18 protein-coding genes and 1 tRNA gene are annotated in these 23563 nt (G+C 63.7%); 15 read left to right on the plus strand and 4 right to left on the minus strand.

What is annotated here, in order from left to right; translation table 11 throughout:
- Positions 1-345: 345 nt before the first annotated feature.
- From AB7290_RS41055 to AB7290_RS41065, 3 genes are all read left to right on the plus strand, one after another.
- Complete coding sequence (locus AB7290_RS41055; RefSeq protein ID WP_354102083.1) at positions 346-2325, plus strand: AAA family ATPase; 1980 nt, start codon at positions 346-348, stop codon at positions 2323-2325.
- Between the two features lie 91 nt (positions 2326-2416).
- Positions 2417-3334 carry a hypothetical protein gene (locus AB7290_RS41060; RefSeq protein ID WP_354102082.1) on the plus strand — a complete coding sequence of 306 codons (918 nt, stop codon included), beginning with the start codon at positions 2417-2419 and terminating at the stop codon, positions 3332-3334.
- A gap of 346 nt (positions 3335-3680) precedes the next feature.
- Positions 3681-4028 (plus strand): hypothetical protein, encoded by a 348-nt coding sequence (locus AB7290_RS41065; RefSeq protein ID WP_354102081.1) that lies wholly within the window; start codon positions 3681-3683, stop codon positions 4026-4028.
- Positions 4029-4063: 35 nt separating this feature from the next.
- Here AB7290_RS41065 and AB7290_RS41070 read toward each other — a convergent pair whose 3' ends face one another.
- Complete coding sequence (locus AB7290_RS41070) at positions 4064-4657, minus strand: hypothetical protein (RefSeq protein WP_354102080.1); 594 nt, start codon at positions 4655-4657, stop codon at positions 4064-4066.
- A gap of 215 nt (positions 4658-4872) precedes the next feature.
- Between AB7290_RS41070 and AB7290_RS41075 the strand changes: the two genes are divergently transcribed.
- The 4 genes from AB7290_RS41075 to AB7290_RS41090 are packed head-to-tail and all read left to right on the plus strand — an operon-like array spanning position 4873 to position 9046.
- The gene (locus tag AB7290_RS41075; RefSeq protein ID WP_354102079.1) at positions 4873-5208 is read left to right on the plus strand and encodes a hypothetical protein; all 336 of its coding nucleotides are present in this window, start codon (positions 4873-4875) and stop codon (positions 5206-5208) included.
- A gap of 10 nt (positions 5209-5218) precedes the next feature.
- Positions 5219-5950 carry a hypothetical protein gene (locus tag AB7290_RS41080; protein ID WP_354102078.1) on the plus strand — a complete coding sequence of 244 codons (732 nt, stop codon included), beginning with the start codon at positions 5219-5221 and terminating at the stop codon, positions 5948-5950.
- Positions 5947-7575: a hypothetical protein gene (locus AB7290_RS41085; protein WP_354102077.1), complete on the plus strand. Its 1629-nt coding sequence runs from the start codon at positions 5947-5949 to the stop codon at positions 7573-7575. The genes AB7290_RS41080 and AB7290_RS41085 overlap by 4 nt, the downstream gene beginning before the upstream one ends.
- The gene (locus AB7290_RS41090) at positions 7559-9046 is read left to right on the plus strand and encodes a hypothetical protein (protein ID WP_354102076.1); all 1488 of its coding nucleotides are present in this window, start codon (positions 7559-7561) and stop codon (positions 9044-9046) included. Before AB7290_RS41085 ends, AB7290_RS41090 begins: the two co-directional genes overlap by 17 nt.
- A 508-nt stretch (positions 9047-9554) precedes the next feature.
- Here AB7290_RS41090 and AB7290_RS41095 read toward each other — a convergent pair.
- Both AB7290_RS41095 and AB7290_RS41100 read right to left on the minus strand, forming a co-directional pair.
- Positions 9555-9749, minus strand: coding sequence for a hypothetical protein (locus AB7290_RS41095; RefSeq protein WP_354102075.1), 195 nt, complete (start codon positions 9747-9749; stop codon positions 9555-9557).
- Between the two features lie 240 nt (positions 9750-9989).
- On the minus strand, positions 9990-10190 hold the full coding sequence (locus tag AB7290_RS41100) for a hypothetical protein (protein ID WP_354102074.1): 201 nt from the start codon (positions 10188-10190) through the stop codon (positions 9990-9992).
- Positions 10191-10916: 726 nt separating this feature from the next.
- Here AB7290_RS41100 and AB7290_RS41105 point away from each other — a divergent pair.
- The 5 genes from AB7290_RS41105 (at position 10917) to AB7290_RS41125 (ending at position 20897) form a co-directional block, all read left to right on the plus strand.
- Positions 10917-11153: a hypothetical protein gene (locus AB7290_RS41105; protein WP_441254438.1), complete on the plus strand. Its 237-nt coding sequence runs from the start codon at positions 10917-10919 to the stop codon at positions 11151-11153.
- 76 nt (positions 11154-11229) lie between these two features.
- Complete coding sequence (locus AB7290_RS41110; RefSeq protein WP_354102072.1) at positions 11230-13098, plus strand: hypothetical protein; 1869 nt, start codon at positions 11230-11232, stop codon at positions 13096-13098.
- Entirely contained in the window at positions 13085-15772 is a 2688-nt protein-coding gene (locus tag AB7290_RS41115; RefSeq protein WP_354102071.1) for a tetratricopeptide repeat protein, read from the plus strand. The genes AB7290_RS41110 and AB7290_RS41115 overlap by 14 nt, the downstream gene beginning before the upstream one ends.
- A gap of 62 nt (positions 15773-15834) precedes the next feature.
- Positions 15835-16845: a CBASS cGAMP-activated phospholipase gene (locus AB7290_RS41120; RefSeq protein WP_354102070.1), complete on the plus strand. Its 1011-nt coding sequence runs from the start codon at positions 15835-15837 to the stop codon at positions 16843-16845.
- Positions 16846-17015: 170 nt separating this feature from the next.
- Entirely contained in the window at positions 17016-20897 is a 3882-nt protein-coding gene (locus AB7290_RS41125; RefSeq protein ID WP_354102069.1) for a tetratricopeptide repeat protein, read from the plus strand.
- 250 nt (positions 20898-21147) lie between these two features.
- On the opposite strand, the gene AB7290_RS41130 is transcribed toward AB7290_RS41125, so the two are convergent.
- Positions 21148-21221 (minus strand) — tRNA-Gly (locus tag AB7290_RS41130).
- A gap of 173 nt (positions 21222-21394) precedes the next feature.
- Between AB7290_RS41130 and AB7290_RS41135 the strand changes: the two genes are divergently transcribed.
- The 3 genes from AB7290_RS41135 (at position 21395) to AB7290_RS41145 (ending at position 23320) form a co-directional block, all read left to right on the plus strand.
- A complete protein-coding gene (locus tag AB7290_RS41135; protein WP_063985926.1) occupies positions 21395-21970 on the plus strand; it encodes a methylated-DNA--[protein]-cysteine S-methyltransferase in 576 nt (191 codons plus the stop codon).
- Positions 21971-22065: 95 nt separating this feature from the next.
- Entirely contained in the window at positions 22066-22905 is an 840-nt protein-coding gene (locus AB7290_RS41140) for a helix-turn-helix transcriptional regulator (RefSeq protein ID WP_085399624.1), read from the plus strand.
- Positions 22906-22960: 55 nt separating this feature from the next.
- The gene (locus AB7290_RS41145; protein ID WP_038933391.1) at positions 22961-23320 is read left to right on the plus strand and encodes a VOC family protein; all 360 of its coding nucleotides are present in this window, start codon (positions 22961-22963) and stop codon (positions 23318-23320) included.
- Positions 23321-23563 lie beyond the last annotated feature (243 nt).

The raw sequence follows: 23563 nt of genomic DNA on the forward strand, positions 1-23563 counted from the left end.
CGGGTCGTCGGTTTTAATTCGAACTGCGTCAACGAAGGATTCGCGGTCGCTTCGGCGAAATGTCGCCGAGCGTTCCCCTTTGCCGGCGCCTGCCTCCCAATATCGCGCGTCCAGTCGTCGCTCGACGGCGGCCCTGCGTCGCTCGCTCCTCCAACGCCACGGGGCCGATGACGTCGGGGCGCAGCAGTGGTCGCCTATCGATCCCATGCGCTTGGAAGAGCTTTGCACCTGCGTTCGGGGCTCGGGCTGGCCGGGTCGAGGCCGTCGCGTCGCTCGCCCGAAGGGGTGGCACCCCTCTCGATCTCATCGACGGTTTCGGGCCGACCACATCGTCAGGAGCGATTCATGAGCGAAAGCGAGCACGAAGCGGATTCCGCGGCCAAAGGTGCCGCGGGCCGTGCGGTCCTCGACGAGACGGACTCCGATATGCCGGAATCCGAAGAAACGGGAAACCGCGTTGCGCGGCGGTGGGGCCCGGACCCGACCCGCTGCGTCGTGGACGCGGCGATGGACGCGGCGCTGACCGAAGACATGCGGACGCGTCTTGCGGGCACGGAGGCGCTCGCCGTGGTGATCCGCGTTCCGGCCGCCGCCTGGGTCGCGCCGGTTGAAGCGGCTATGGAACGCCTGAACGCGCGCGCCCACGTCTTCGCGCGCGACGGCAGCAACAGGTCGGGGCACAAGGCGGAGGTCGGCAACGGCGAGGTCGCGGGCCATCTCGGGAAGGGACGCATGGTGGTCGGCATCGCGCCGTCGATCGCGACGCTTCCCCGCGCGCTCGTCGCCGCCGCCGACCTCACCATCGAGCTGAAGATCGACTCCGATATCGTCGGCCGCGCGATTGCGCGGTTCACCAAGGTGGCGACGGCGCCGGCGGGGATCGAAAAGCTCGGCCACCTCGATCTCCATGACATCGTTTCCGCTTTCCGAGGCGGCTCGAAACCGGCGGAGATCGCCGAACGCCTCGATCGCACGGCGCTGCGTCTTTCCTCGCCGCGCACGGACCGCCTGCCGCTCCTGGTGGACGCGATCGAATATGGGCGCGCCCGCGACTGGGGTCTCGCTCTCGGCAGGGATTTTTCTGAATATCAGAAAAACTCGGGCTTGGCGTGGCGTGACATCGGGGCGAACGCCCTGTTCGCGGGTCCTCCGGGGCTCGGCAAGACCTACTACTGCCGCGTCCTGTGCGCCCATCTCGGAATTCCGCTCATCTCTACATCGATAGCTGAAACTTTTGCAACTTCTGCGGGATATTTGGACTCCGTTATCAAGGCTGTCCGTGACACCTTCGCCAAAGCCGAAGCCAGTGCCCCCTGTGCGATTCTATGGGATGAATTAGATGCATTGCCGTCGCGTACAACTTTAGGTAGAAGTAGCGGTAGTTCGTCGTCATGGTGGACGCCTGTCGTGGCGGAGTTCTTGACCCTCCTTGATTCCGCGGTCGGCGGCGATCGCCCCGGAGTGTTCGTCTGGGGCGCCACCAACTATCCCGATCGCGTCGACGCCGCGTTGACCAGGCCCGGCCGGCTCGACCGCGTGATTCATTTCGCGGCGCCGGGCCCGGAAGGCATCGTATCGATCGCCCGACACCATCTGGCCGGCGAGCTCGCCGGAGTCGATCTCGCCCCGATCGGCCAGCTCGGTCTCGGGCGGAGTCCGGCCGAAATCGCCGGTGCCGTCAAGACCGCCAGGAGCGCCGCCCGCGCGGCAAAGCGGGCGCTCACCTACGACGATCTCGTGGAGGCGCTCGCGCCGCGCATCGACCTCGACGCCCCCACTTTGAGACGGATCGCCGAGCACGAAGCCGGACACGTGGTGACCGCCATCGCGCTCGCGGTCGATGAAGTCGTCGCCGTCGATATCGGGGGCGACCACGGCGCGTTGGGGCGCACGGTGATGCGCCAGCACACCCAGATCGAGACCCGCGCGACCATCGAAAACCGCGTGGTCGCTCAGCTCGGCGGTCGCGCGGCGGAGGTCGTCATCTACGACGGCAACTGTTCCGCGAACGCGGGTGGCGGCGAATCCAGCGATTTGGCGAGATCGACGGAGGCCGTCGCGGCTCTTCGCGTTTCGATGGGCCTCGGCGATGGGCTGGCCTATCTGGGCGATCCAGCGTCCGCCACGCAAGCGCTTCGGTTCGACCCGAAGCTGAGAGCGGCGGTCGACCGTGATCTCGCAACGCTACATGCGAGGGCGGTCGAGATCGTCCGCAGTCATCGCGCGGCGCTCGATGCCATCGCCACCGCCCTCGTCGAGCGGCGGCATCTGTCCGGAGACGAGGTTCGCCGGATCTTCGCCAAGCATTCCCGCCTGCCCAGATAGCGCGGCCTTCATGCTCGACGGGGACCGTTCGGGCGCGCCTGTCCGTGCCGCGCCGAAGATAACTCAACCACCACCGACCCACCGGAGCAACATGACGAAATCCTCGCCCCCGAGCACCACCATCATCCACCGTCCGCATGGCGACCTCTCGGGCTACCGATTGGTCTGCGACCGCGCGAGCCGCGTCGTGGTCCACGCCTTTCCCATGCTCGAGCTCGCCGCCGTCTCGGCCTCAGGCCTGCTGGCGGCGCCGGGCACCTACATCATGACGGACGGCCGAACCGCCTATGTCGGCGAAAGCGCCCGCGTCTCGCGCCGCCTGGCCGACCACTCCGCCGACCCTTCGAAGACTTTCGCCCGCGACGCCTTCGTCGTGAGCGGCTGCGACGGCTCGACTTTCGACAAGAGCCTCGCGCTGGATTTCCAGTTCAGGCTGACGAGACAGGCCGTCGACTGCGGCGCCGTCTCGGTCGCGAAGGGGCTCAATCCGGTCGAGCCCCGAATGACAGCGGCCGATGAATCCACGCACGACCGCATCTACGCGGACGCGCTGCGGCTGCTGCGGGATGCCGGCTGCGGCATCTTCCAGCCCGTCGATGGACCGCCCGTTGGACCGCAAGATGCAGCGGAGGACTGCCCGGATACCGCCGACAGCGGCCCGATGACCGTCGGCGTCTCCACGACGCCCCTGGGCGCCGAGGAGTTCGAATTACGCTACCTCGGTCTCTGGGCGCGCGCCTATTGGGCCGGCGATCGCTTCATCGTGGCCGCGTTGTCGGAGGTTAGGTCCCAGACCAACGGCTCCGTCGATGCCATCACGCGGACGCGCCGCGAGCAGCTCTTCAGCGCCGGGGTCCTGTCCGAGATCCCCGGCGTCGCCGACCGGCGGCGGCTGATCGTCGCCGTGGCCTTTCCCTCGACTTCGATCGCCGCGAAGGCGCTCTGCGGTGCCCACACCCCGGGCAAATGGGTGCCCGTCAGCGCGAAGGCCGTGTGGCTGGCGCCGTGAGCGTGCGGAGGCTGGCCTGGCGGGCCGCCCGCGGTGCCGCCGGCCGGCGGCGGCTGCGGCGCTGGCGACCCCGGCCGCCGGCATCCGGGCCCGGCCGCGCCCGGCCCCACCGCCCGAGTGTTTTTTAAGGATTCATCTTTCTCAAAAAATTCGGTTTCCAAAATCGAATCCTTGGAATCGAGTTTTTTTCGATCTCAAGGGAAAACCCGTTTAAAATTTCTGATCCCGAAATTTCTTGGATTCGAAGCACGGCCGGCGGTCCGGCGGCCGACCGCCGGCGCCGGGCGGCCTGGGTCGTCGGCGCGGCACTGGGATCGCGCCGGCTTGAACAGAGACGGAGGCCACGATGACCAAGCGCGATCCGAGGATGCCGCGCGCGCTTCCGCCGAGGGTGGAGAAGCGGCCCTCGCCAGACCAGTGGAGCGCGGTCGAAATCATGACTCTGGACGAGGCCGCACACCTGATGTGGCCCGACGGTCCTCTCACGGTGACGTCACTCAGAACGGCGGTGCGGGATCGTCAACTCGACATCGTGCGCGTCGCCGGCAAGATCCTGACCTGCAGGGCGGCGCTGGAGCGCATGTTGGCCTGCACCTCGCCCCCCTCGGATGTCCCCGCGGCGGAGCCTGCCCCCGCCCGGTCCGGATCGATCGCGGAGATGCAGCGGCGATACCTGGACCGCTTCGCGAAGTGACTCGGCCGGAGCCGCCCGAGTCCCGACTCCGGGGCTCAGAGCGCCCGGGCGATCCTCTCCATGGCGAAGCGGGTGACATGCCGCTCGCGGATCAGTCCGGCATGCTGCATCCGCGCGGCGTAGTCGGCGACCGAAATCACGGGCTGCTCCCATCCGGCGGTGGCGAAGCTCACGGCCCCCGAGCCGGTCCGGCCCCACCTGAGGATGGCCACGCGGGGATATCTCGCGGGATCGACGCTCGCGACCGAGATCAGCGAGAGCCCGAGATTGCTCGGGCGCTCGCCGGGCGGCGGCCCCTCGTCCGTCTCGGTCGCCAGCCGGGTCAGCAGGGCGGCCAGTTGGCTGACGAGGGCCGTCGCCCCGCCCGGGTCGCGGCGGCCGATCGGATGCAGATCCCCGAACGCATCCAGGGCGGCCACCGAGTCCTTCACGAAGTCGGCCCCGGCCGCCGCGAGCAGGAGCCTCGCGGCGTCGAGCGGGGTCATGGCCGCCGCGCCCCTGCCGCGTCCCTTGGCGCTGATCAGACTGCGCTCGGCCGCCTGCAGATTCCTGAGGTGCTGCCTGACCGTCTCGGGCGGCAGGCCCAGCACCCCGGCGAGCATCTCGGCGAGCCTGTGCGACGTGAGCATGGAGACCTCCAAACGAGTCCTTGAAACGAGAAAAGCGAATCCTTGGAGCCCGGTAGACGAGTCCTTGAAATCGAATCCTTGAATGCAGTAAAATTCTGATGATGTCAATTTTGATTTCGGAAGGCGGTGCCTTGACCTCCAGTTAACGCGAATTAACCACTGATTTTGTTATACAAATTTTCTTAGCCAGATGGATTGACTCCGGAATTACATCGGTGTTTTACTCGAATGAATTGCGAAAGAGCGAGGAGCGAGCGATGGAAGACAGTGCGAACGAGACCGCCACGGGTGGCCCGCGGGGCCGGTCGAATTTCCTGACCCGCGAGGAGATCTCGCGGCTGCGGCGGGCCTTCGAGGCCTGGCGCGTCCAGGCCCGGCCGGAGCAGGTCCGGGTCGTCGCCCATGCGCTCGGCCTGCTCCTCTCCGGCGGCCGGACCGGCCGCTCCGGCCACCCCCTGTCGACGGCGGGGATAAGCCGCCTCCACCGCGTCACGGGCCCGCTGCTGCGCTACGACGCCGCGCTGTTCGGCACCGCCGACGGCAAGAAGTAGGAGCGACCTCATGTCGACCATGGCCGTCACGGCGCCCCCGCATCCGGTCCGTTCGCCGCTGTTCCAGACCACGCCGGAGGCGGCGCGGCCCGTCATCGACGCGTTCTGCACCGGCTTCGGCGCCATGCCGCCGGTGCCCGTTCCGGTCCGCGCGCCGGCGGGCGCGGAGCCCGGCCGCTGCTGCTTCAATGTCGCGCGCGAGATCGCGCGGCAGGGCGGCGACGAGGTGTTCGGCTGGATCGTGTGGGAGGGCCCGCTGTTCATCACCTGCGAATTCCACGCGATCTGGCGGCCGCTCAAGTGCGAGCCGGTCGACGTCACGCCGAAGCCGGACGGCGAAGACACGATCCTGTTCGCCCCCGATCCCGCCTTCCAGCCGGGCTTCGACTTCATGAAGCGGCCCAACAACCGCATGCTGCGCACCTATTCGGGTCCGCGCGACGTCCAGGGCACGCTGGCGCGGATGTCGATGCGGCAGCGCCTCTACGAGGAGAAGCGCGCCGCCCGCGCCGGCGTCGCGCTGGCCGACAGGCTGGCAGCGAGACTGCCCGGCGACGCGCTGGAGCGCGACGTCGACGAATTCCTCGAGCTCAGCGCGCACAAGGACGAGCTGCTGCGCCCGACGTTCGAAGGCATGGTGTGCAGCGACGTCCCGCTCTACCGGGCGCTGACGTCGCGCATGGGCGCGGTGCAGGCCCGCATCGCGCGCACCTGGGCCGCGACGCGGGGAGCGCGCCGATGAAACGCGACTGGAAGGACGACGCGTTCCCCGCCGCGCCGGTCGAGCCGCTGCCGCCGCCGCGGAAGGCGCGGACGCGCGCGCGCGCCAATCCGCCCGCCGTCGTCCTGCCCGCGAAGGCCCGACCGAAACCGATCGACCTCAAGCCGTGGGAGCCGCTGGCGCCCAAGCGGCGCGCCAAGGCGGCCGACGTCATCACGCACGACACCGACGTCACGCTGGAGATGGCCGAGCAGCTGATCGACGAAGGCATCGACATCCGCGCCGCCGGGACGATGGTCGAACTCGCCGCGTTGTGGAACATGCGGCCGGCGTTGGGGCGGCCGACGGAGGCGCCGCGATTGACGGACCGGGCGCCGCGCGGCCGCAAGAGCGGCACGCCGGGACGCCGTATGGCGCGCATCGTCTTCCTCGGCAAGTACACCACCACCGGGATCGTGCTCCGCGAGGGCGAGGAGGCGGAGGAGCACCGCGGCGCGAAGATCTTCCTGCGGCGCTGGAAGAAGAAGCTGGCGCGCGAGACGCTGGGCAAGCTCCAGGCCCCCAACAAGACGATGCGCCAGGTCTTCAGGGAGATCCTGACCGACATGGATCCCGGCATGAGCCAGGATCCGGAGATCACGGCGCCCTACAGGCGGCTGCTCGGAGACTGCGCCCAGCTCGAGGAGTGCCCGGCGCTGGCCGACACGCGCTTCTCAGAACTGCCCGGCAACATCGCCGAGACCTACGTGCTGTTCCGGATCCAGCAGCAGATCAAGTCGCAGTCACCCGACAATCCGAATCCGCGCACCACGGATCCGGCGACGGCCGACGGCCACGTCGACAGCTTCTTCCTGGTCATCAGGAAGTTCTGCGAGAAGTACTTCCTGCCGACCAGGACGTTCAAGCGGCTCAAGTTCCGCCGTAAGCCGGTGCGGTGGCTGAGCTTCTGGCAGCTCTGGAAGCTGATCCGCTTCTGCCGCGGTTACGCGCTGGACGACGCCGGTCGCATCGCCGGACGGCACGACATGGCGAAGAAGTACGCCTGCGTGCTGCGCTTCATCCTGATCTACGTCTACGGCGGCACGCGCAAGAACAACATCCGCACGCTGCTCTGGGGCATGGACAGCGAGTTCGGCCACATCGACGTGAAAGCCGGCGAGATCCAGCGCCAGGGACCGCAGGCGCGCGTCACCAACAAGTCGCGCCTGCCCAGCGATCTCATCGGCTCTCTCCGCACGCTCGTCGAGGCCTGGTTCGAGGAGGACATGGCCGCGCGCAAGGAGCTGGGCAATCCGAAGGACCGCTACGTGCACGTCCTGCACGACGAGAACGGCTACCAGCTCGCCGAAAAGCGCATGGACACGCTGCTGGCCGAGGTCTGCGCCGCCGCCGGAATCCCGAAAGTGAACGCACACGCGCTGAAGCACACGGGCGTCACGCTCGTCTCCAGGGCCAACATGCCGGTGCAGGACGTCGAGCAGGCCTTCAGCACCAACTTCACCACGCTGATCACGACCTACCGGCATCTCCACGGCAAGTGGTTCGCCAGGGACCTGAAGCCGTTCCGGCCCGACGACCTCAACCTCTGGCGCCTGCGCAAGTTCGCGCTCCGGGACCGCGAGGAGGTCTATGCCGCGGCGGCCTAAGGACAGGCTCGCACCAGAGATCGCGGCCGGACTTCCGCTGTTCGGCCGCGATCCGCTGCGCGACGACGACGTCACGGCGATGATCCGGGCCGAATTCCACGACGATCCGCGCTTCGTCAACGATCCGGAAGCGCGGCGTCGCTTCGCCCGCCGCGGGGCGCTAATGGTCGCGATGCCGGCGCTCGCGGGCATCGCATCGGTCGTGCTTGCGCGCATGACGAAGGACGACTACGACGCCGATGCCGCGATCATCCGCGTCGAGGTGCAGCGCCGCCCCCTCGCACTCCCGGTGACGCCCGCGCTGAAGGCCGTGCTGGACGACTGGATCGAGGTGTGCCCGACCGACAAGGGTGACGCTCTGCTTCCGTCGGAGTTCGGCGCACCGGCGCCGCAGTCCGTCAAGCAGTTCCTGGAGCAACTCGGCTGGCGACTCGGCGCCCAGCGCAACCTGCAGAAATTGCTGCTCGAATACCACCGCGCCAACCTCGCCAAGGCCGGCCAAGGTGCCTACCGCAAGTACTGGAGGATCCGTCCGACGCGGGAGCAGCCGGTGCCGGAGACCGGCGAGATACTGCGTCCGCTGGTGGAGGTCGCCGATCCCTTCGGCGGCCGCATCGGCTTCCTGACCAGACCGCACCGCGCCGCGACGATCCTGCGCGGCGCCGACACGACTCTGCCGCCGGTGGCCCACGCCACCGGCCGGACGAAGGCCGGCAGGCGGCTGGCCGACGATCACCCACTCACGAAGGCCCTCTCCGACGTCTGGCGGAGGGGCCGCAACGAGCGCGGTGACCGGCTCGACGACTTGTTCGCGAAGTTCGGCTCTGACATCGAGGAAGCTTTGGCGGACGGCGTCAGCATCAAGTGGATGGTGGCGCTCACCGGTTGCTGCGACGTTTCGTTCAAGATGCGGCTCGATGCCCGGCGCGCCGGCGCCGCGCCGCCCACCGTCCGTAGGCATCGGCCGCGCCCCACTCCTTCAACGCGTCGGGTCCCTCCGACCGAGGACGAGCGGCGGCGGCTCGACGACATCGCGGCGACGGCCTGGCCTTCCTCGCGCAGGCATTTCGAACCGTTCCGCCGGCGGATGCTCGCCGACCATTTCCCGTTCGTCCGGCGACTGCTGCGCGAACGCAAGATCACACGCAAGGCGGCGCACAAGCTCTTCCGCCTGTCGCCGACCCAACTGACGCTGCGGGTGTTCGATCTGGACAACGGTCTTTTCCACCTGGCGTTGGCGCCGCCGCCGAGCCCGGCCGAACGGTACGCCGCGCAGGCGCTGGCCTTGCGCGAATTCGTCGCCGCGCCGACGCGGAGCTGGGCGCCGCTCTGGAGGCGGCTGCGGCTCGACTACCACTACCCGCTCGACTTCCCGGCCTTCGCGTCCCTCATCCAGCGCCACCTCGACGGACGCCGCGGCAAGCGGCGGACCTTCGGCGGCCTGCCGATGCCGCCGCCCGCCGCGGTCTAGACGCTCCTGACCCCGCCCCCACCAACGCAAAACCCCGGCCGCGGTCTTCCATTCGGACGGTTTTCGCGCGTCCGCATGGGCTCTGGCCGCCACATCACACTTCTAATCTAAGGTTGTATTATACATCAACACTTCCTTTGAACGAATTAAGGCTCAAAAAAGGCAGGCGAGAAATCGGTATCGGGGTAGAGGTGATGGTTGCAGGCATGGTGCGCTAAATGGTGTCAGAAATGGACGAAACCGGACGACATCGGACCGCCGCAGACCATTGTAGACGTTGAAAAAACCTAGCGGAGTCAATGGAGGCCCTCGCGCATCCGTGTGCACCTGATCTTCGTGAAAGGATCCGAAAGCGGAATCGCGCCATAGAAAAGGACAGCCTTTCAGAGGGTTAGCGCACCATCCGCGTCTTGGTGCGCGAAATGGTGGAGCTAATGGTGCCTGAAACTCGCCAGTTCTGCGGCTCGGCGACGGCGCCTTGCGCGGCACGGCCGGGAGTCCCCCGCGGTCAGCCGCGGCTCGCGAACTCGATCTCGCGCTGCAGGGCCTCGATGGTCCGGGCGTGCCGGGCCTCCTCCTCGCGGCGAGCGTCGCGCTCCGACTCGAGCAGGATCTTGAGCACCCGGATCTCGCTTTGGAGTTGGGCGACACCGCCCTTCGGCTCGCGATCCCCTCCCGCGACTTGGGCCGGGGTCGGCGCCATGGCCACCGCAGAGGGGGTATCGGCCGCCGTCCGGCCGGCGCTGCCCTCCGCGACCGCGGGCGCCAGACCCAGCGGACCGGTCCGGACCGGCCCATTCGGTCCGGCCCGGTCCAGTGGGCCTTGTGCGCCTGCAGCGTACTCCTTCAGGATCGCGGAAATCCGGGTCGAGCCGCCGCCGAGACGCTTGCGCAGGCTCGCCGGGAACAGCGGCGCCCCTCGGCGGCGATCGCCTTGATCGGCTTAACGATCTCCCCGTCGGTAAACTGTCTGCTCACTGCGCCAACTCCAATGGGTCCGCGGGTCCTGCTCGAAGGTGCTGCAGGAATCGCCCGAAAGATAGCGGGCCAGCTCGCCGAAGTCGTCGTCGCTCGTGGCCAGGGGCACCACCCTCGCCAGCGGTTTCCATTGCGCGCCGTGGCGCTCCGCCAGCTCCTCGGTCATGAGTGAAGCTTGATGGGGTGGCCCGCCGCCTCGCGGATCGAGTCGGCGATCAGGAGCCATTCCCCATCGACGTCGACCCAATGGTGGAACGGCGCGCGCGGCCATTGCGCCGCCATCCAGCAACCAGCATTTGGACCAACGGGGGAGGAAGCCGTGGGGTTTAGACCATTGCGCCCGCCTGATATCGTGGCTGGCCGTTGAAAGTCGACCTGCTCTCCACGTCATGATGAACTCGCGCTCGTCCCCGCACGGTTGCCGCGTTTCAGGACTAGCAATCGAGGCGGAGATCGCACGGCTCGGCCTTAATGAGCAGGACTGAGTGCAATCACTATCGCGTCGGATCGACCGACTTGAGTGGCGTAGCATCCCTCTTCCTGCAGCCTCTCGAACTTCTGCCGTAGACAAAACTATCGCCTTCTACTTACGCAGTTTTCACCTGCGGGTGGCGGCCCGCGGACATGGAAGGCGCACACCCGTATTATCTTTGGGAGCGTTTCGCTGAACTCAGCGACATCGTGTGTTGCGCACATCCGCACGTTGAGACATAATTCTCTATACACTTTTGATTTGGCGACTTCTAATTTGCGCTTTGAATTGCTGTCCCGAATGTGGTGGCAGCAGTCGAACTATCTAGGCGCTTGGCGAGGATCGCTTTTTTCCTCATGCGCCGAACCCAAACGGCTAGAGGTAAGGGGCACCTGTGGTTGTTCCGGCCACCGCACACTTATGCAGAACGGTCTTGCCGGCTCGCTCCAAAACCGCGGGAACGCCAAGGCGACCGGCGGCGACTTTACGGGGGCCATCGCCGACTACGACGCTGCGACCACATTGATGGAAAGTATCCGCCAGCAGGTTGGGCAAGCAGCCTGGAGAAGCAATCCGTTATGGGCCAACACCCTGAGCGCCGCCAAAGCAAATCGCGCGATGGCGGTCACTCTCCGGGCCAGCGATCCAATCATTTAGTCGGCGCGAAGTGCGTAGCAAAACGCACTTGCCGTGTCGAACTCTCAACAGGCATCGCTTTTGGAAGAGCATGTATATGGCAGACCTTTCGGATCAAGAAAAGTCGATGATCTGGGCCCTCATGGAAAAGTCTGAGGTCCTTAGACATACGCGAGGACGATTCCGAGCAATCGTCTCCGACGAACTCGACAAACTTGACATCGATCCCGGTCGGCGTGAGATCATCTTTGAATTTGCGCGCCAGCGAGCCGATAATAGTGCGGCATTGGTCTCCGACACCGTCGAATTGGCAACTGTCGAAGATGCAAGGCGGGCACTCAAAGATTGCGCTGCTCGTTTGACCTCGAAACCTTGGCGCGCCGCAGTGCGCGATCGATGGCCGGCGGTGATCGCGCACGAAATCGAGCGGCTTTTTGACGAGATTCAGGGACGTCAATTCGCAACCGGGGGCCGCGTTGACCCATCGGTAGATAGCGCACTACTTCAGCTCAAAGACGCTTTTGAGGTGCTCATAAAATTCACCACAATCGTACTGATGCGCGGGCTAATGGAGAAGGACCGCGATCACAGTGACTGGGCGCGACGCCAGCTCTTCCGGCGCGGACTATCTCTCGGTCACTGGACCGGCATGTTGCGCGAAACGGTGACTCGATACAATGACGACGAGCTCTATTCTGCACCGCTTGAGCTGCTTGCCCGCGCTTCGAGACGGACGCTTCTAGCGGCGGCGGACGAGTTCGTGACAATTCGTAACAACGTGATCGGACACGGCACTCGATCGCTTAATCCAAAGGAGACCGCCGAGCTTGTGGTTGGCTGTCTCGAGACCGGCAAGGTCCACAACTTGCGCGGCGACTTGATCCGTGTGACGCCGCTAACGGCCGTTCTCGATACTATGGTTAGCGAGAAAGCCTACGAAGCCCTGGCTATGGAGGCCGGTGCGCCTCCGGAATTCTTTCCGCTGGTTGGAGCAGGCGCAGCAGAGAGATGGCTCGCCGACGAACGACACGCGAGTCACGATGGGATCATGATGAGCACATCGTTGCGCCTCTCTGACGGACGCACACTTTCGCTTGCTCCGTTCGTTGCGGCTCGCAATTGCGCGCAATGCGGTCGGCGTGACGTTCTTCTCTACGACTCACTACACGATGCCGCGAGGGGCGGACGATTCGATCTCCTCGACTATGCGCGCGGACATAAGTCGCGGCTCCAGGGCGCGGAGGCCAGCGATCTATCTGAAGCACTAGGCGACGTGGTGCCGCAGGATGCGCCGGAACTTGTCGGGGCTTCAACAAATTTCGGCCGTGTACTTGAGGCGCTTGACAAGGCGCGGGTCGATCGAAATTACCTGTCGCCAACGTATCTGCGCGACGATCTCGCAGATTTTCTGCGAACGCACGACCATGGCGTATTTTGGCTTCAAGCTCCCGCCCACGTGGGCAAAACAACTTTTGTTCAAGGCTTAGCTGAAGCGGAAATTGGGGACGCACCTATCGACCCAAGATTCGAAATTACCCAAGGCGGCAAGTGCGTCGCATATTACTGCAGGAAAGAATATCGCACCGGTTTGGCTGGCATGATCAACACGTTGCAAGACAAGCTGCAGGTGGCGTACGACCCTTCGCAGAACTTACGCAATGAGCAGCCGCAGGTTCGCCCTGTTGTCGAAACCGCCACTCCGAGAGCATTTCTGCATTGGCTCTTGCAATGGAAAGAGTTCGCCGAGCGTTATCGACTCGCACCGCCGGGCGCACCTTTATTAATCGCGATCGACGGCCTGGATGAAGCTGATCCACCGCCAGAGAGCACACCACTCCAGGTACTGCCTCAACCGAGCGAATTACCGAAAGGTGTCTATCTCCTGCTGACGTCACGGCCGGTGGGCGATGCTGACGCTCCCAACTTCCTTTTGACCCACGTTGAGACCTTATATGGCCGTTCTTGAGCAACCTGCCTCGCGCGTACGCTGCTATGATCTCGGCTCACCACCGTATCAGGCGCTTCTGCGCGAGTATCTTTTCGAGCGGTTGTCACTAGATCATAAGAATACGGAAGATGTAGCGCTCTCTGACGCCATCATTCAGACGGCCGACAGCCGCTTCGCCTATGTCTCGTTTCTGGCTGATCGACGGGAGGTCGGGCAGGTCTCGACAAAGGGTATCTCCGAACTAGCCAAGGGCAGTGGCCTCTACCAGCGATGGCTCGCAAATCTTGAGGGCGAGTACGGCCGCAAGCAGGCGGAAGCGATCCGGCAGGTGTTGGCGCTGCTGGCGGCTATAGAAGAAGCACATGCCTGGGTCTTCGGCCAAGGACGCAAAGTCGATCCGGCCACCGGCGGGGCGCTCACTCCCTTGCCCGAACAATTCGCGGGGCTTGAGATTCGCTTGCTTACCCGACTGCTCGATCTTGATCGGCCCGAAGCAGAACCGCACGACTGTATAGATCCAGGACTGTTGTTGACGCTGCAGATGCTGCAAAGCGTGCTCTGGGTATCGCGAGCCGACGAAGGGGCAACGCGATTTCGTCTGGCGCTCAAAGAGTTCCTGCCGGCCGCGACCGCCGACCCGGCGGTCGGCCCGCTGCTCAAGCTGATGCAGGAGCGCGTGGCCGCACGCGCGCTCGACGTTGCCGATCAGATCATCGCAGGCAACGACGAGAGTGGGGAGGCCTGGGAGTTGCTGGAGCCGCTTGCACCTCTCCTCGATGCCCTGGTGCATCTGTGCGGCTCCAATCCGATCGCTAATCGATGGAAGCCCGCGAATCTCGTCTCATTGCTCGAGCAACGCGAGTTTGTTCTGCAGGATGAAGGCCATGGGCTGTCGCGGATCCCCGGCCTGACTCTCATAGCAGCGCTGCGACTCCTGTCCTCCTCCGATCAGCACGAAACGCCGTCGATCAATCGGCGCAACGACTTGGCTCGCTCAATTCAGAATCGTGGAGTCGCCAAGGCGGATGGCGGCGACCTCCCTGGCGCCATAGCCGACTACGATGCCGCGATTGAACTTATGCAGATGATTCACATCACGTTGGGTGACACTTGGCCAGTCTCATTGCGCAATGAACTGGCCGGCTGCATTCAAAACCGTGGGAACGCCAGGCGGCTCGGTGGCGACATCGCAGGCGCTATCACGGATTTCGACGACGCAATCGCGCTCAGGCAGGCAATCCGCGCTACTCAAGATGAGACATGGCCGGTGCCGTTGCAGAACGATCTCGCCCGCTCTCTACAAAACCGCGGTGTCGCTAAGGCCGGCAGCAGCGACTTCGCAGGTGCTATCGTTGACTTCGACGATGCGATTTCGCTAATGAACGATGTCCGCTCGACGCTAGGTGAGGCCTGGCCAGTCCCGTTGCACAACAGTCTTGCCAGCTCCCTGCAAAATCGCGGGCTCGCCAAGTGGAGCGGCGGCGACTCAGCGGGCGCGATCGTGGATTTCGATGCCGCAATTGCGCTCATGCAGGCGATCCGCTCCGCGCTGGGCGAGGCTTGGCCGGTCCCATTGCAGGACGATCTCGCGGGTGTGCTCCAGAACCGCGGGATCTGCAAAGGAGACAACGGCGACATCTTGGGCGCCATCACAGATTTCGACGCCGCAGTCACACTCAGAGTGAGGATACGCGAGGCGCTCGGCGTAGCATGTCCGATCCCATTGCAACACTCTCTGGCCGGCTCATTCCAAAACCGAGGGCTCGCCAGGGCAGATTACGGCGACCTTCCTGGCGCGATCGCCGATTACGAAATCGCGATCATGCTTATGATGACGATCCGCACTGCGCTAGGCGAGGCTTGGCCCATCCCCTTGCAGAATGATCTAGCCAAGTCCCTCCAAAATCGCGGGAACGCCAAGGCTGACGTTGGCGACCTCACCAGCGCCGTCGCAGACTTTGATAAAGCGTGCAGCCTCATGCTTACAATTCGCGGCACATTAGGTGACGACTGGCCAATCCCATTCCAAAATGATCTCGCCGGCTGCCTGCAGAACCGCGGGGCCGCCAAGATGGGCGGCGGTGATCTAGCCGGCGCCGTCGCTGACTACGACATTGCGATCGCGCTCATGCAGGCAATCCGCGATGTGTGTGGCGAGGCCTTTCCTATCCCAATGCAGAACGATCTCGCACGCTCCCTCCAGAACCGAGGAGTCGCCAAGTCGGATCGTGGTGACTTCGCGGGAGCGATCGCCGATTACGATGCAGCAATTGGCCTCAGGCAGACGATCCGAGACGTCATGGATGAAGATTGGCCCATCCCCCTCCAATACGATTTAGCAGCGGTTCTGCAAAACCGCGGCAATGCAAAATTGAGTGGCGCCCCTGCAGACGCAGTTGCCGACCATGACGCAGCGATTGCAATAATGCATCGAATAAGCGCGACGCTGGGCGAAGCAAATTCAGTCCCATTTCAACAAGATCTTGCCAAGTCTCTTCAGAATCGGGGAATCGCCAAAACGCGCAGCGGAGATCGTGCGGGCGCCATCGCGGACTTCGATGCTGCGATCGGCGTTCTTGAAAGCATGCGCCGACGGGTCGGGGAAGCAAACTGGACTAGCAACTTGTCATGGGCCAACACGCTGACTACGGCTCAACGAAATCGGGCGATAGCGCTTGAGCGACAAGGATGATCCCATCGATATTAGAAGGCAAACAATCTACTTCCAATCATTAACAGCGAGCCCGAAGAGACATGAAGCAGTTCAAAGTGCTTTCCATCGACGGCGGCGGTATCAAGGGACTCTATTCGGCAAGGATACTTAGTCTTTTGGAGGCCGACCTTCGGCAGACACACGGTGATACAGCACGCATAGTCGATTACGCGGATTTGATCTGCGGGACTTCAACTGGCGGCCTCATTGCCTTGGGCCTTGCTCTACGCATACCGGCAGAGACAATTTGCCATTTCTATGAACAACACGGTCCCAAGATCTTTAATGGATCGCAAAGTTGGCTTGCCCTCTTCCGGCAGACTTTATTTGGCGGAAAGTTTTCAGACGAGTATCTCCGCCTAGCACTGGAAAAATTACTTCAGAAAAGCGTCGTAGGAGACAGCGAGTGTTTGCTGTGCATACCTACCTACGATTTTACTCACGGTACGTACGGCGTATTCAAGTTCGATCACAAGGAGGGCAATCTCTCTCGTCACAACTCCCTGCCGATGGTTGACGTTGCCCTGGCCACATCCGCCGCTCCGACTTTCTTCCCACTGGCGCAGATAGCGAAAGAAAACAACACTCAGTATGTGGACGGTGGCGTCTGGGCAAACAATCCCTCGCTCGTCGGGGTAACCGAGGCACTTTCTTACTTCGTTGGTCCCGGCAAAGCGTTTGATCAATTGGCTTTGCTTGCCGTTGCCAGCATGAATTTCAGCGCTGGAAAGCCACCACTACTAAAGCGTCGCAGGAGCTTTCTACGATGGGCGCCAGATCTTTTCGATCTCAGCCTCATCGCACAAAGCGAATTTGCAGACACGTTTTTGAATATGATGCAAAGATCGCAAGCCATACCGATGACATACACTCGCATACCAAGCGCGGAGATCAGTAGCGAGCAGCAAAAGTATATCAAGCTCGATCTTGCTATTCCGAAATCGATTGATTTGATGAACCAATTTGCCACTGATATGTATTACAAGTATCGGAAGTTGCCGGCGATAGAGACGTTTTTTGCAGAACAAAAATCGTATCGGGTGAAGGCCTGAGCGGCATGCGATCGTTCACGCAAGTTGGCTAACGCCATTTTAGAGCTCTACCTGACGAATGCCGCAGCTTACTTTAGAGGTCCGTTGCGGATGTTCGCCGCTTGTTATTGGGTTAGATGGCAGCACACCGTGATCAAATCGAGCGCCGGAGATCATAGTGAAGGAGCATCATGGTGGCCCCGACCAATCCTTTGCGTGTACGCCGCTATGAACTCGGCTCGCCGCAGTATCGGGCCCTGTTGCGGGAGTACCTTTACGGACGGCTGTCACTCGATCGGGCAAATGAGGAGGATGCGGCGCTTTCGGACGCCATCATCCGCGCAGCCGACAGCCGGTTCGCTTATGTTTCGTTCCTCGCGGACCGCCGCGAAGTTGGGCAGGCCTCGGCAAAGAACATTTCGTCGCTGGCTGCGGGCAGCGGTCTGTACCGGCTATGGCTTGCAAATCTAGAAGGTGAGTACGGCCGTAAGCAGACGGAAGCGATCCGGCAGGTGCTGGCGCTACTGGCAGCTATAGAAGAGGCCCATGCTTGGGTGTTCGGCGACGGCCGCAAGGTTGATCCGGCCACTGGCGGCGCGCTCACACCCCTGCCCGAACAGTTTGCAGGGATAGAAATCAGCTTGCTTGCGCAACTGCTCGATCTAGACCGGCCCGACGCTGACTCACACGACCGCATTGATCCAGGATTGCTGATCACGCTGCAGGTGCTGCAAGGCATCCTTTGGGTATCGCGGGCCGGTGCAGGGACGACGCGCTTTCGCCTGGCGCTCAAAGAATTCCTACCGGCGGCGAAGCACGACTCGACGGTCGGCCCGATGCTCAAACGGATGCAAGCGCGCATAGCCGCCCACGCGCTTGATGCTGCAGACCAAATCATGGCTGTCCAAAACCACAGCGACGAATCTTGGGCGCTGTTGGAGCCCCTTGCACCACTCCTCGAAGCCTTTGTGCATCTCTCGGGCTCAGATCTCGTCGAAAAGCGTTGGAGCCCGGCGGATCTCGTCTCATTGCTAGAGCAGCGGGACGCCGCTTTGCGAGTTCAGGGTCATGCGCTTCGTCGGGTCCCTGGCCTGACCCTGATTGCGGCACTGAAGCTCCTGCCCGGATTGCCGCTCGAATGGTCGCCGCCGGTTTTCCGCAGCGCGCTCGCGGCCTCCTTGCTAAGCCGCGGGAACGCAAAGACGGACGAAGGCGACTTTGCGGGCGCTATCGCCGACTACGACGCCGCAATCGTACTCAGGGAGACGATCTGGACCACCTTAGGTGAGGACTTGACGGTCACGTCGCAGAGCGCTCTCGCCAACGCACTCCAGAACCGCGGGGCCGCTAGAATAAAAGTCGGCGACCTCGCCGGCGCGATTGACGACCTCGACGCCTCGATCGGGCTCAGGAACGCGATCCGCACGGAATTAGGCAAGGCCTGGCCTATCTCGATGCAGAACGATCTCGCATCCGTGCTCCAAAACCGCGGGATCGCCAAGCGGGAGAGCGGCGATCTCGCGGGGGCCATAGCTGACTATGACGCGGGGATCGAACTCATGCAGGCGGTTCGCGCCGCGACGGGTAAGGATTGGACCGTCCCATTGCAAAACGATCTGGCCAAGTCCCTTCAGAACCGCGGGCTGGCCAAGGCGATGAACGGAGACCCTGCGGGCGCCCTCTCCGACTACAACGCCGGGGTCAAGCTTGCGCAGGAAATTCGCTCCGCGTTGGGTGCGGACTGGCCAGTCCCGATGCAGATTGACCTCGCTGCTCTATTACAAGGACGCGCGATCGCTAAGGCGGGTGGCGGCGACTGCGCTGGTGCGATCGCCGATTTAGACGCCGCAATCGCACTTGAGCATGCTGTCCGCGCCGCGCTGGGCGTGGTTTGGCCCATTCCATTGCAGGAAGCTCTTGCCAAGTCTCTCCAAGACCGCGCTTCGGTAAAAATGCAGTACGGCGATCTCGCCGGCGCTCAATCGGACTACGACGCAGCAATTGTCCTCATGCAAGCGATCCGAGCCGCGCTAGGTGACGCTTGGTCGTTCCCATTGCAGAACGGTTTCGCAACTGTGCTCCAAAACCGCGGGTATTTTAAGGCGCGCGGCGGCGACCTCGCTGGCGCGATCGCCGATTTCGCTGATGCGATCGCGCTCAGGGAGTCGATTCGGACCGCTCTGGGTGAGGCTTGGCCGGTCCGGTGGCAGAACGATCTCGCAACTGCGCTCCAGCACCGAGGGAATGCCAGAGCGGAGGTCCGCGACTTCGCCGGCGCCATCGTCGACCACGATGCCGCGATCGCTCTCATGCAAGCGATCCGCATCGCGCTGGGCGACGCTTGGCCCACTCCGATGCAGAACGAGTTGGCCAACACCTTCCAAAAACGTGGGAACTGCAAGGCGCGCACGGGTAACCTAGCCGGTGCTATCGCCGACTATGACGCCGCGATCGCCCTTAGGCAAACAATCGCCGGTTCATTAGGTCAAGCTTGGCCGGTCCCGTTGCAGAATGATCTCGCATCTGGCTACCAGATCCGCGGGGCAGCTAAGGCGGACAGCGGCGATGTCGCGGGCGCGATCGCCGATCTCGCGAACGCAATCGCCCTCATGGAGGCCATCCGCTCCAAGCTAGGCGAGGCTTGGCCGGTTCCGATGAAGATCGATCTCGCAACTACCCTCAAGCTGTGCGGGGACCTCAGGGCGCGCAATAGCGATCTCACCGGGGCAATCGCCGACTACGACGCCGCGATCACGATTCGACAGGCGAATCGCGCTGCGCTGGAGGCAGCTTGGCCGATCCCCATGCAAGACGATCTCGCAGCTGTGCTCCAGAACCGCGGGGCCGCCAAGGCGCGCAGTGACGACCTCAAAGGTGCCGTGACTGATTTCGATGACGCTATCGCGCTCAGGTGGGCGATTCACGCCGAGCTGAGGGAGGCTATGCCGGTCACGATGCAGAACGAATTCGCGGCAGTGCTGCAGAACCGCGGAACCGCAAGAGCGGATAGCGGCGATCTCACCGGCGCCGTCGCCGACCACGACGCCGCGATTGTGTTCAGGGAGGCCATACGCACTGCGTTAGGTGAGGCTTGGCCGATCCCCATGCAGAGAGATCTTGCAACAGGTTTGCAGATCCGCGGGGACACCAAGGGGAATGGTGGCAACCTGGTGGACGCTATCGCCGACTACGACTCCGCAATCGCTCTCCTGCAGGCGATACGCACCGCGATGGGTGAGACCTGGCCGATTGCGGCGCAGAGTGATCTCGCGGCTGTGCTCCAGCGCCGCGCGGTCGCCAGAACAGACAGCGAGGACCACGCGGGCACCATCATCGACTACGACGCCGCCATCGCTCTTCTGCAAACGATCGCCACAGCGATGGGTGACGCTTGGCCACTTCCGCTGCAGAACGATCTAGCGGCCGCGCTCGCCAATCGCGGGGCTGCAAGAGCTGATAGCGGCGACCTCTCTAGCGCCATCAGCGATTTTGACGCCGCGATCACGCTTCTGCGAGCAATCCGCGGAGCGCTAGGTGAGACCTGGGCGCCCCCGTTGCAGATCGTGGCCGTGCTCCAGCGCCGCGCGATCACGAAGACAAACAGCGGGGACCTCGCAGGTGCTATCGTAGACTTCGACGACGCCGTAGCTCTCCTCGAGGCGACCAGCCCCCCGGAGGGTGAGACTTGGCCGCTTCCGTTGCAGAACGGTCTTTCAGCCGTGCTCACCAACCGTGCGATCGCCAAGGGAGTTGCCGACGACCTCAATGGTGCTATTGCCGACTTCGACGCTGCGATCACGTTCATGCAGACAATCCGCGCCACACTAGGTGAGGCTTGGCCGGTCCCGTTGCAGATCATCCTCGCCAACTCGCTCCAAGACCGCGGGATCACAAAGACGAATAGCGGCGACCTCGCGGGGGCTATCGCTGACTATGATGCCGCGATTGGATTGATGGAAAGCGTGCGAATTGGGGTTGGGCAGTTAGCCTGGAGCAGCAACCCATCGTGGGCCGGAATGCTGAGCTCCGCGAAAGCAAATCGCGCGATTGCTGCCGCGAAGAAAATAAAGTGAAATACGCGGGTCCGCTTGATTGAGTGAATGATTCAGAACGCAGCCGCTTCCTCTGCTCCAATCTGCTTCTACCGCTCAATCGCGAAGATTGCGGGTGCACGGGCGCTTGGCAGTTTGCCCCCAAATACCGATTTCTAGACCACCGGGCGGCCGCCACTAGTTGTAGAAGTGTTGTAGAACAATAAGCGCGCGAAGGGACCCAAATACAGCGTTCAGGTCGTAAGTGATGGTAAATACAGCAAAAATCGGGTGGAGCGGGCGAAGGGAATCGAACCCTCGTATGCAGCTTGGGAAGCTGCCGTTCTACCATTGAACTACGCCCGCGAATGCGCATCTCACGCCAACCCTGATTAGCCGAGACGGCGCCGCTCGCCAAGCGCTTTGGCGCGGCCGGCCGGACGGTTGTTAACGTCCTGGCAAGATTTTGGGTGCGCCGGATTGTGGCGGTGTTATGATCGCGCGTCTGGGGAGAGACGTGCACTGAGTGGGGCGTGTGCATGCTGGGGCGTGGCTACACGATATTCAACACGGCCATAGGGCGCTGCGGCATCGTCTGGAGCAGCACCGGCGTGGTCGCCGTGCAATTGCCGGAGGCGCGGGAGATCGATACCCGCCGCCGGATTTTCGCGGTCCATCCCGAGGCGCGCGAGCAGCAGCCTCCGCTGAATGCCGAGCTTGCGATCGAGGGCATCGCAGGCTTGCTGCAGGGCGGCGACCCTGATTTTTCCGAGGTCAGCCTGGACGCCGGCGGCGTCCCCGGCTTCCACCGGCGCGTTTATGAAGCCGCCTGCGCCATTCCGCGCGGGGAGACGCGCACCTATCACGAGATCGCCAAGGCGCTGGGCGCCTCCGGCGCCGCGCATTCGGTGGCGCAGGCGATCGCCAAAAATCCCTACATGCTGATCGTGCCCTGCCACCGGGTGCTGGAGGCCGGCAATTACGCCGACCGGCTCTCGCCTTACGGCGGGGTGATCTCCAAGCGGCGGCTGCTTGCGCTCGAGGGCGCCCATCCGGTCGCGAGCAAGACGCTGTTCGAGGTGCTGCTGCCCGTTGCCCCACCGAGGCCCAGCTAAGGCGCGATCGCAATCGCACCTTAGCTTTGTTTTTTGGGCATGATCTTGTCGGACAACCGCTACACACTTGTCCGGATCATGCCTAGATGGGTGGCATGGATGCGACCACGCTGCTGACCACGCAATCGATGACGGTCTCGGAGTTTCGCTGCGATGCGGGACCGGACGACAAGCCGTTCGCGGAGTGCCGCACCGGCCATTCCATTGCGTATGTTCGCTCCGGCAGCTTCGGCTGCCAGTGCCGCGCCGGCTTCTTCGAGCTGGTGGCGGGCTCGATGCTGGTCGGCGCTCCCCGCGAGGAATACACCTGCACGCATGAGCATGTCAGCGGCGACGTCTGCCTGGGCTTCTTCTTCAGCGAAGACCTGGTCGATGCCCTCGGGGGACGACGCGAGATCTGGCAGGTCGGCGCGACACCGCCGCTGCCGGAGCTGATGGTGCTGGGCGAGCTCGCCCAGACGGCGGCAGATGGCAACAGCGACCTCGGTCTCGACGAGGTCGGTCAAATTCTCGCCGGCCGCTTCATCGATGTCGTCTCGGGCAAGGCGCGCAAGCCGGCCACGCCCACCGCACGCGACCGCCGCCGCGCAGTCGAAGCCGCGCTGTGGATCGACGCCAACTCGCATGCCGAGGTCGACCTCGAACAGGCGGCGCGGCAGGCGGGCCTCAGCCCGTTCCATTTCCTGCGGCTGTTCTCGGCCGTGCTCGGCGTCACCCCGCATCAATATCTGGTGCGCTCGCGGCTACGCCACGCGGCGCGGCTGCTGACAGATGATGACATCGCGGTCACCGACGTCGCCTATGACGTCGGCTTCGGCGATCTCTCCAATTTCGTCCGCACCTTCCATCGCGCCGCCGGCGTGTCGCCGACGAAGTTTCGGCAGGCGTCGAAGGGCGAGCGCAAGATTCTCCAAGAGCGCGCTACCCTCAACTGAATAGGGTCGTCTCCGGCGCGCGCCAGTCGCGGCGCGCTTTGCAATGGAGACGATCATGTACGACCACATCGGACTGCGTGTTGCCGACCTCGACGCCGCCACGCGCTTCTACACCGCGGTGCTTGCGCCGCTCGGCTACGCCCTGTGCTCGAGCGGCGACGGCTATGCGGGCTTCGGGCCGAAGGGCGAGCCGGCGCTCTGGCTGCACCTGAACAAGGGACGCAAGGCCGACGGCGCGCATATCGCGTTTCGCGCCAAGGACCATGATGCGGTCAAGGCATTCCACAGCGAAGGCTTGAAGAGCGGCGGCCGTGACAATGGCGGCGCCGGCCCGCGCAAGGACTATAGCCCGACCTACTACGCGGCGTTCCTGATCGATCCCGATGGCAACAACATCGAGGCGGTTTGCGTGTGAGCGTCGGCCGCCATCGCCTCACACGCTGTCATGCCCCGGCTTGACCGGGGCATCCAGTACGCCGCGGCTTCTCGATTCAATCACAGCGGCCTCTGGAATACTGGATCGCCCGATCCCGTCTCCGCCAAGGCTTCGCCGGGCCAAGAACTCACTTGGCCGCCGAAGCCTTAGCGAAGGCGGCAAGTCGGACGATGACGCCTGAGATGATGGCTCGCTTGTTTCTCCAAATTATAGGAATCTACC

The organism is Bradyrhizobium sp. 613_E4_N2_2, from assembly GCF_052075995.1.
Taxonomy (GTDB): domain Bacteria; phylum Pseudomonadota; class Alphaproteobacteria; order Rhizobiales; family Xanthobacteraceae; genus Bradyrhizobium; species Bradyrhizobium barranii.

Coding starts and splice junctions, on each gene's coding strand:
- AB7290_RS41055 (WP_354102083.1), top strand. CDS start 346: ATGAGCGAAAGCGAGCACGAAGCGGATTCCGCGGCCAAAGGTGCCGCG.
- AB7290_RS41060 (WP_354102082.1), top strand. CDS start 2,417: ATGACGAAATCCTCGCCCCCGAGCACCACCATCATCCACCGTCCGCAT.
- AB7290_RS41065 (WP_354102081.1), top strand. CDS start 3,681: ATGACCAAGCGCGATCCGAGGATGCCGCGCGCGCTTCCGCCGAGGGTG.
- AB7290_RS41070 (WP_354102080.1), bottom strand. CDS start 4,657: ATGCTCACGTCGCACAGGCTCGCCGAGATGCTCGCCGGGGTGCTGGGC.
- AB7290_RS41080 (WP_354102078.1), top strand. CDS start 5,219: ATGTCGACCATGGCCGTCACGGCGCCCCCGCATCCGGTCCGTTCGCCG.
- AB7290_RS41085 (WP_354102077.1), top strand. CDS start 5,947: ATGAAACGCGACTGGAAGGACGACGCGTTCCCCGCCGCGCCGGTCGAG.
- AB7290_RS41090 (WP_354102076.1), top strand. CDS start 7,559: ATGCCGCGGCGGCCTAAGGACAGGCTCGCACCAGAGATCGCGGCCGGA.
- AB7290_RS41095 (WP_354102075.1), bottom strand. CDS start 9,749: ATGGCGCCGACCCCGGCCCAAGTCGCGGGAGGGGATCGCGAGCCGAAG.
- AB7290_RS41100 (WP_354102074.1), bottom strand. CDS start 10,190: ATGACCGAGGAGCTGGCGGAGCGCCACGGCGCGCAATGGAAACCGCTG.
- AB7290_RS41105 (WP_441254438.1), top strand. CDS start 10,917: ATGCAGAACGGTCTTGCCGGCTCGCTCCAAAACCGCGGGAACGCCAAG.
- AB7290_RS41110 (WP_354102072.1), top strand. CDS start 11,230: ATGGCAGACCTTTCGGATCAAGAAAAGTCGATGATCTGGGCCCTCATG.
- AB7290_RS41115 (WP_354102071.1), top strand. CDS start 13,085: ATGGCCGTTCTTGAGCAACCTGCCTCGCGCGTACGCTGCTATGATCTC.
- AB7290_RS41120 (WP_354102070.1), top strand. CDS start 15,835: ATGAAGCAGTTCAAAGTGCTTTCCATCGACGGCGGCGGTATCAAGGGA.
- AB7290_RS41125 (WP_354102069.1), top strand. CDS start 17,016: ATGGTGGCCCCGACCAATCCTTTGCGTGTACGCCGCTATGAACTCGGC.
- AB7290_RS41135 (WP_063985926.1), top strand. CDS start 21,395: ATGCTGGGGCGTGGCTACACGATATTCAACACGGCCATAGGGCGCTGC.
- AB7290_RS41140 (WP_085399624.1), top strand. CDS start 22,066: ATGGATGCGACCACGCTGCTGACCACGCAATCGATGACGGTCTCGGAG.
- AB7290_RS41145 (WP_038933391.1), top strand. CDS start 22,961: ATGTACGACCACATCGGACTGCGTGTTGCCGACCTCGACGCCGCCACG.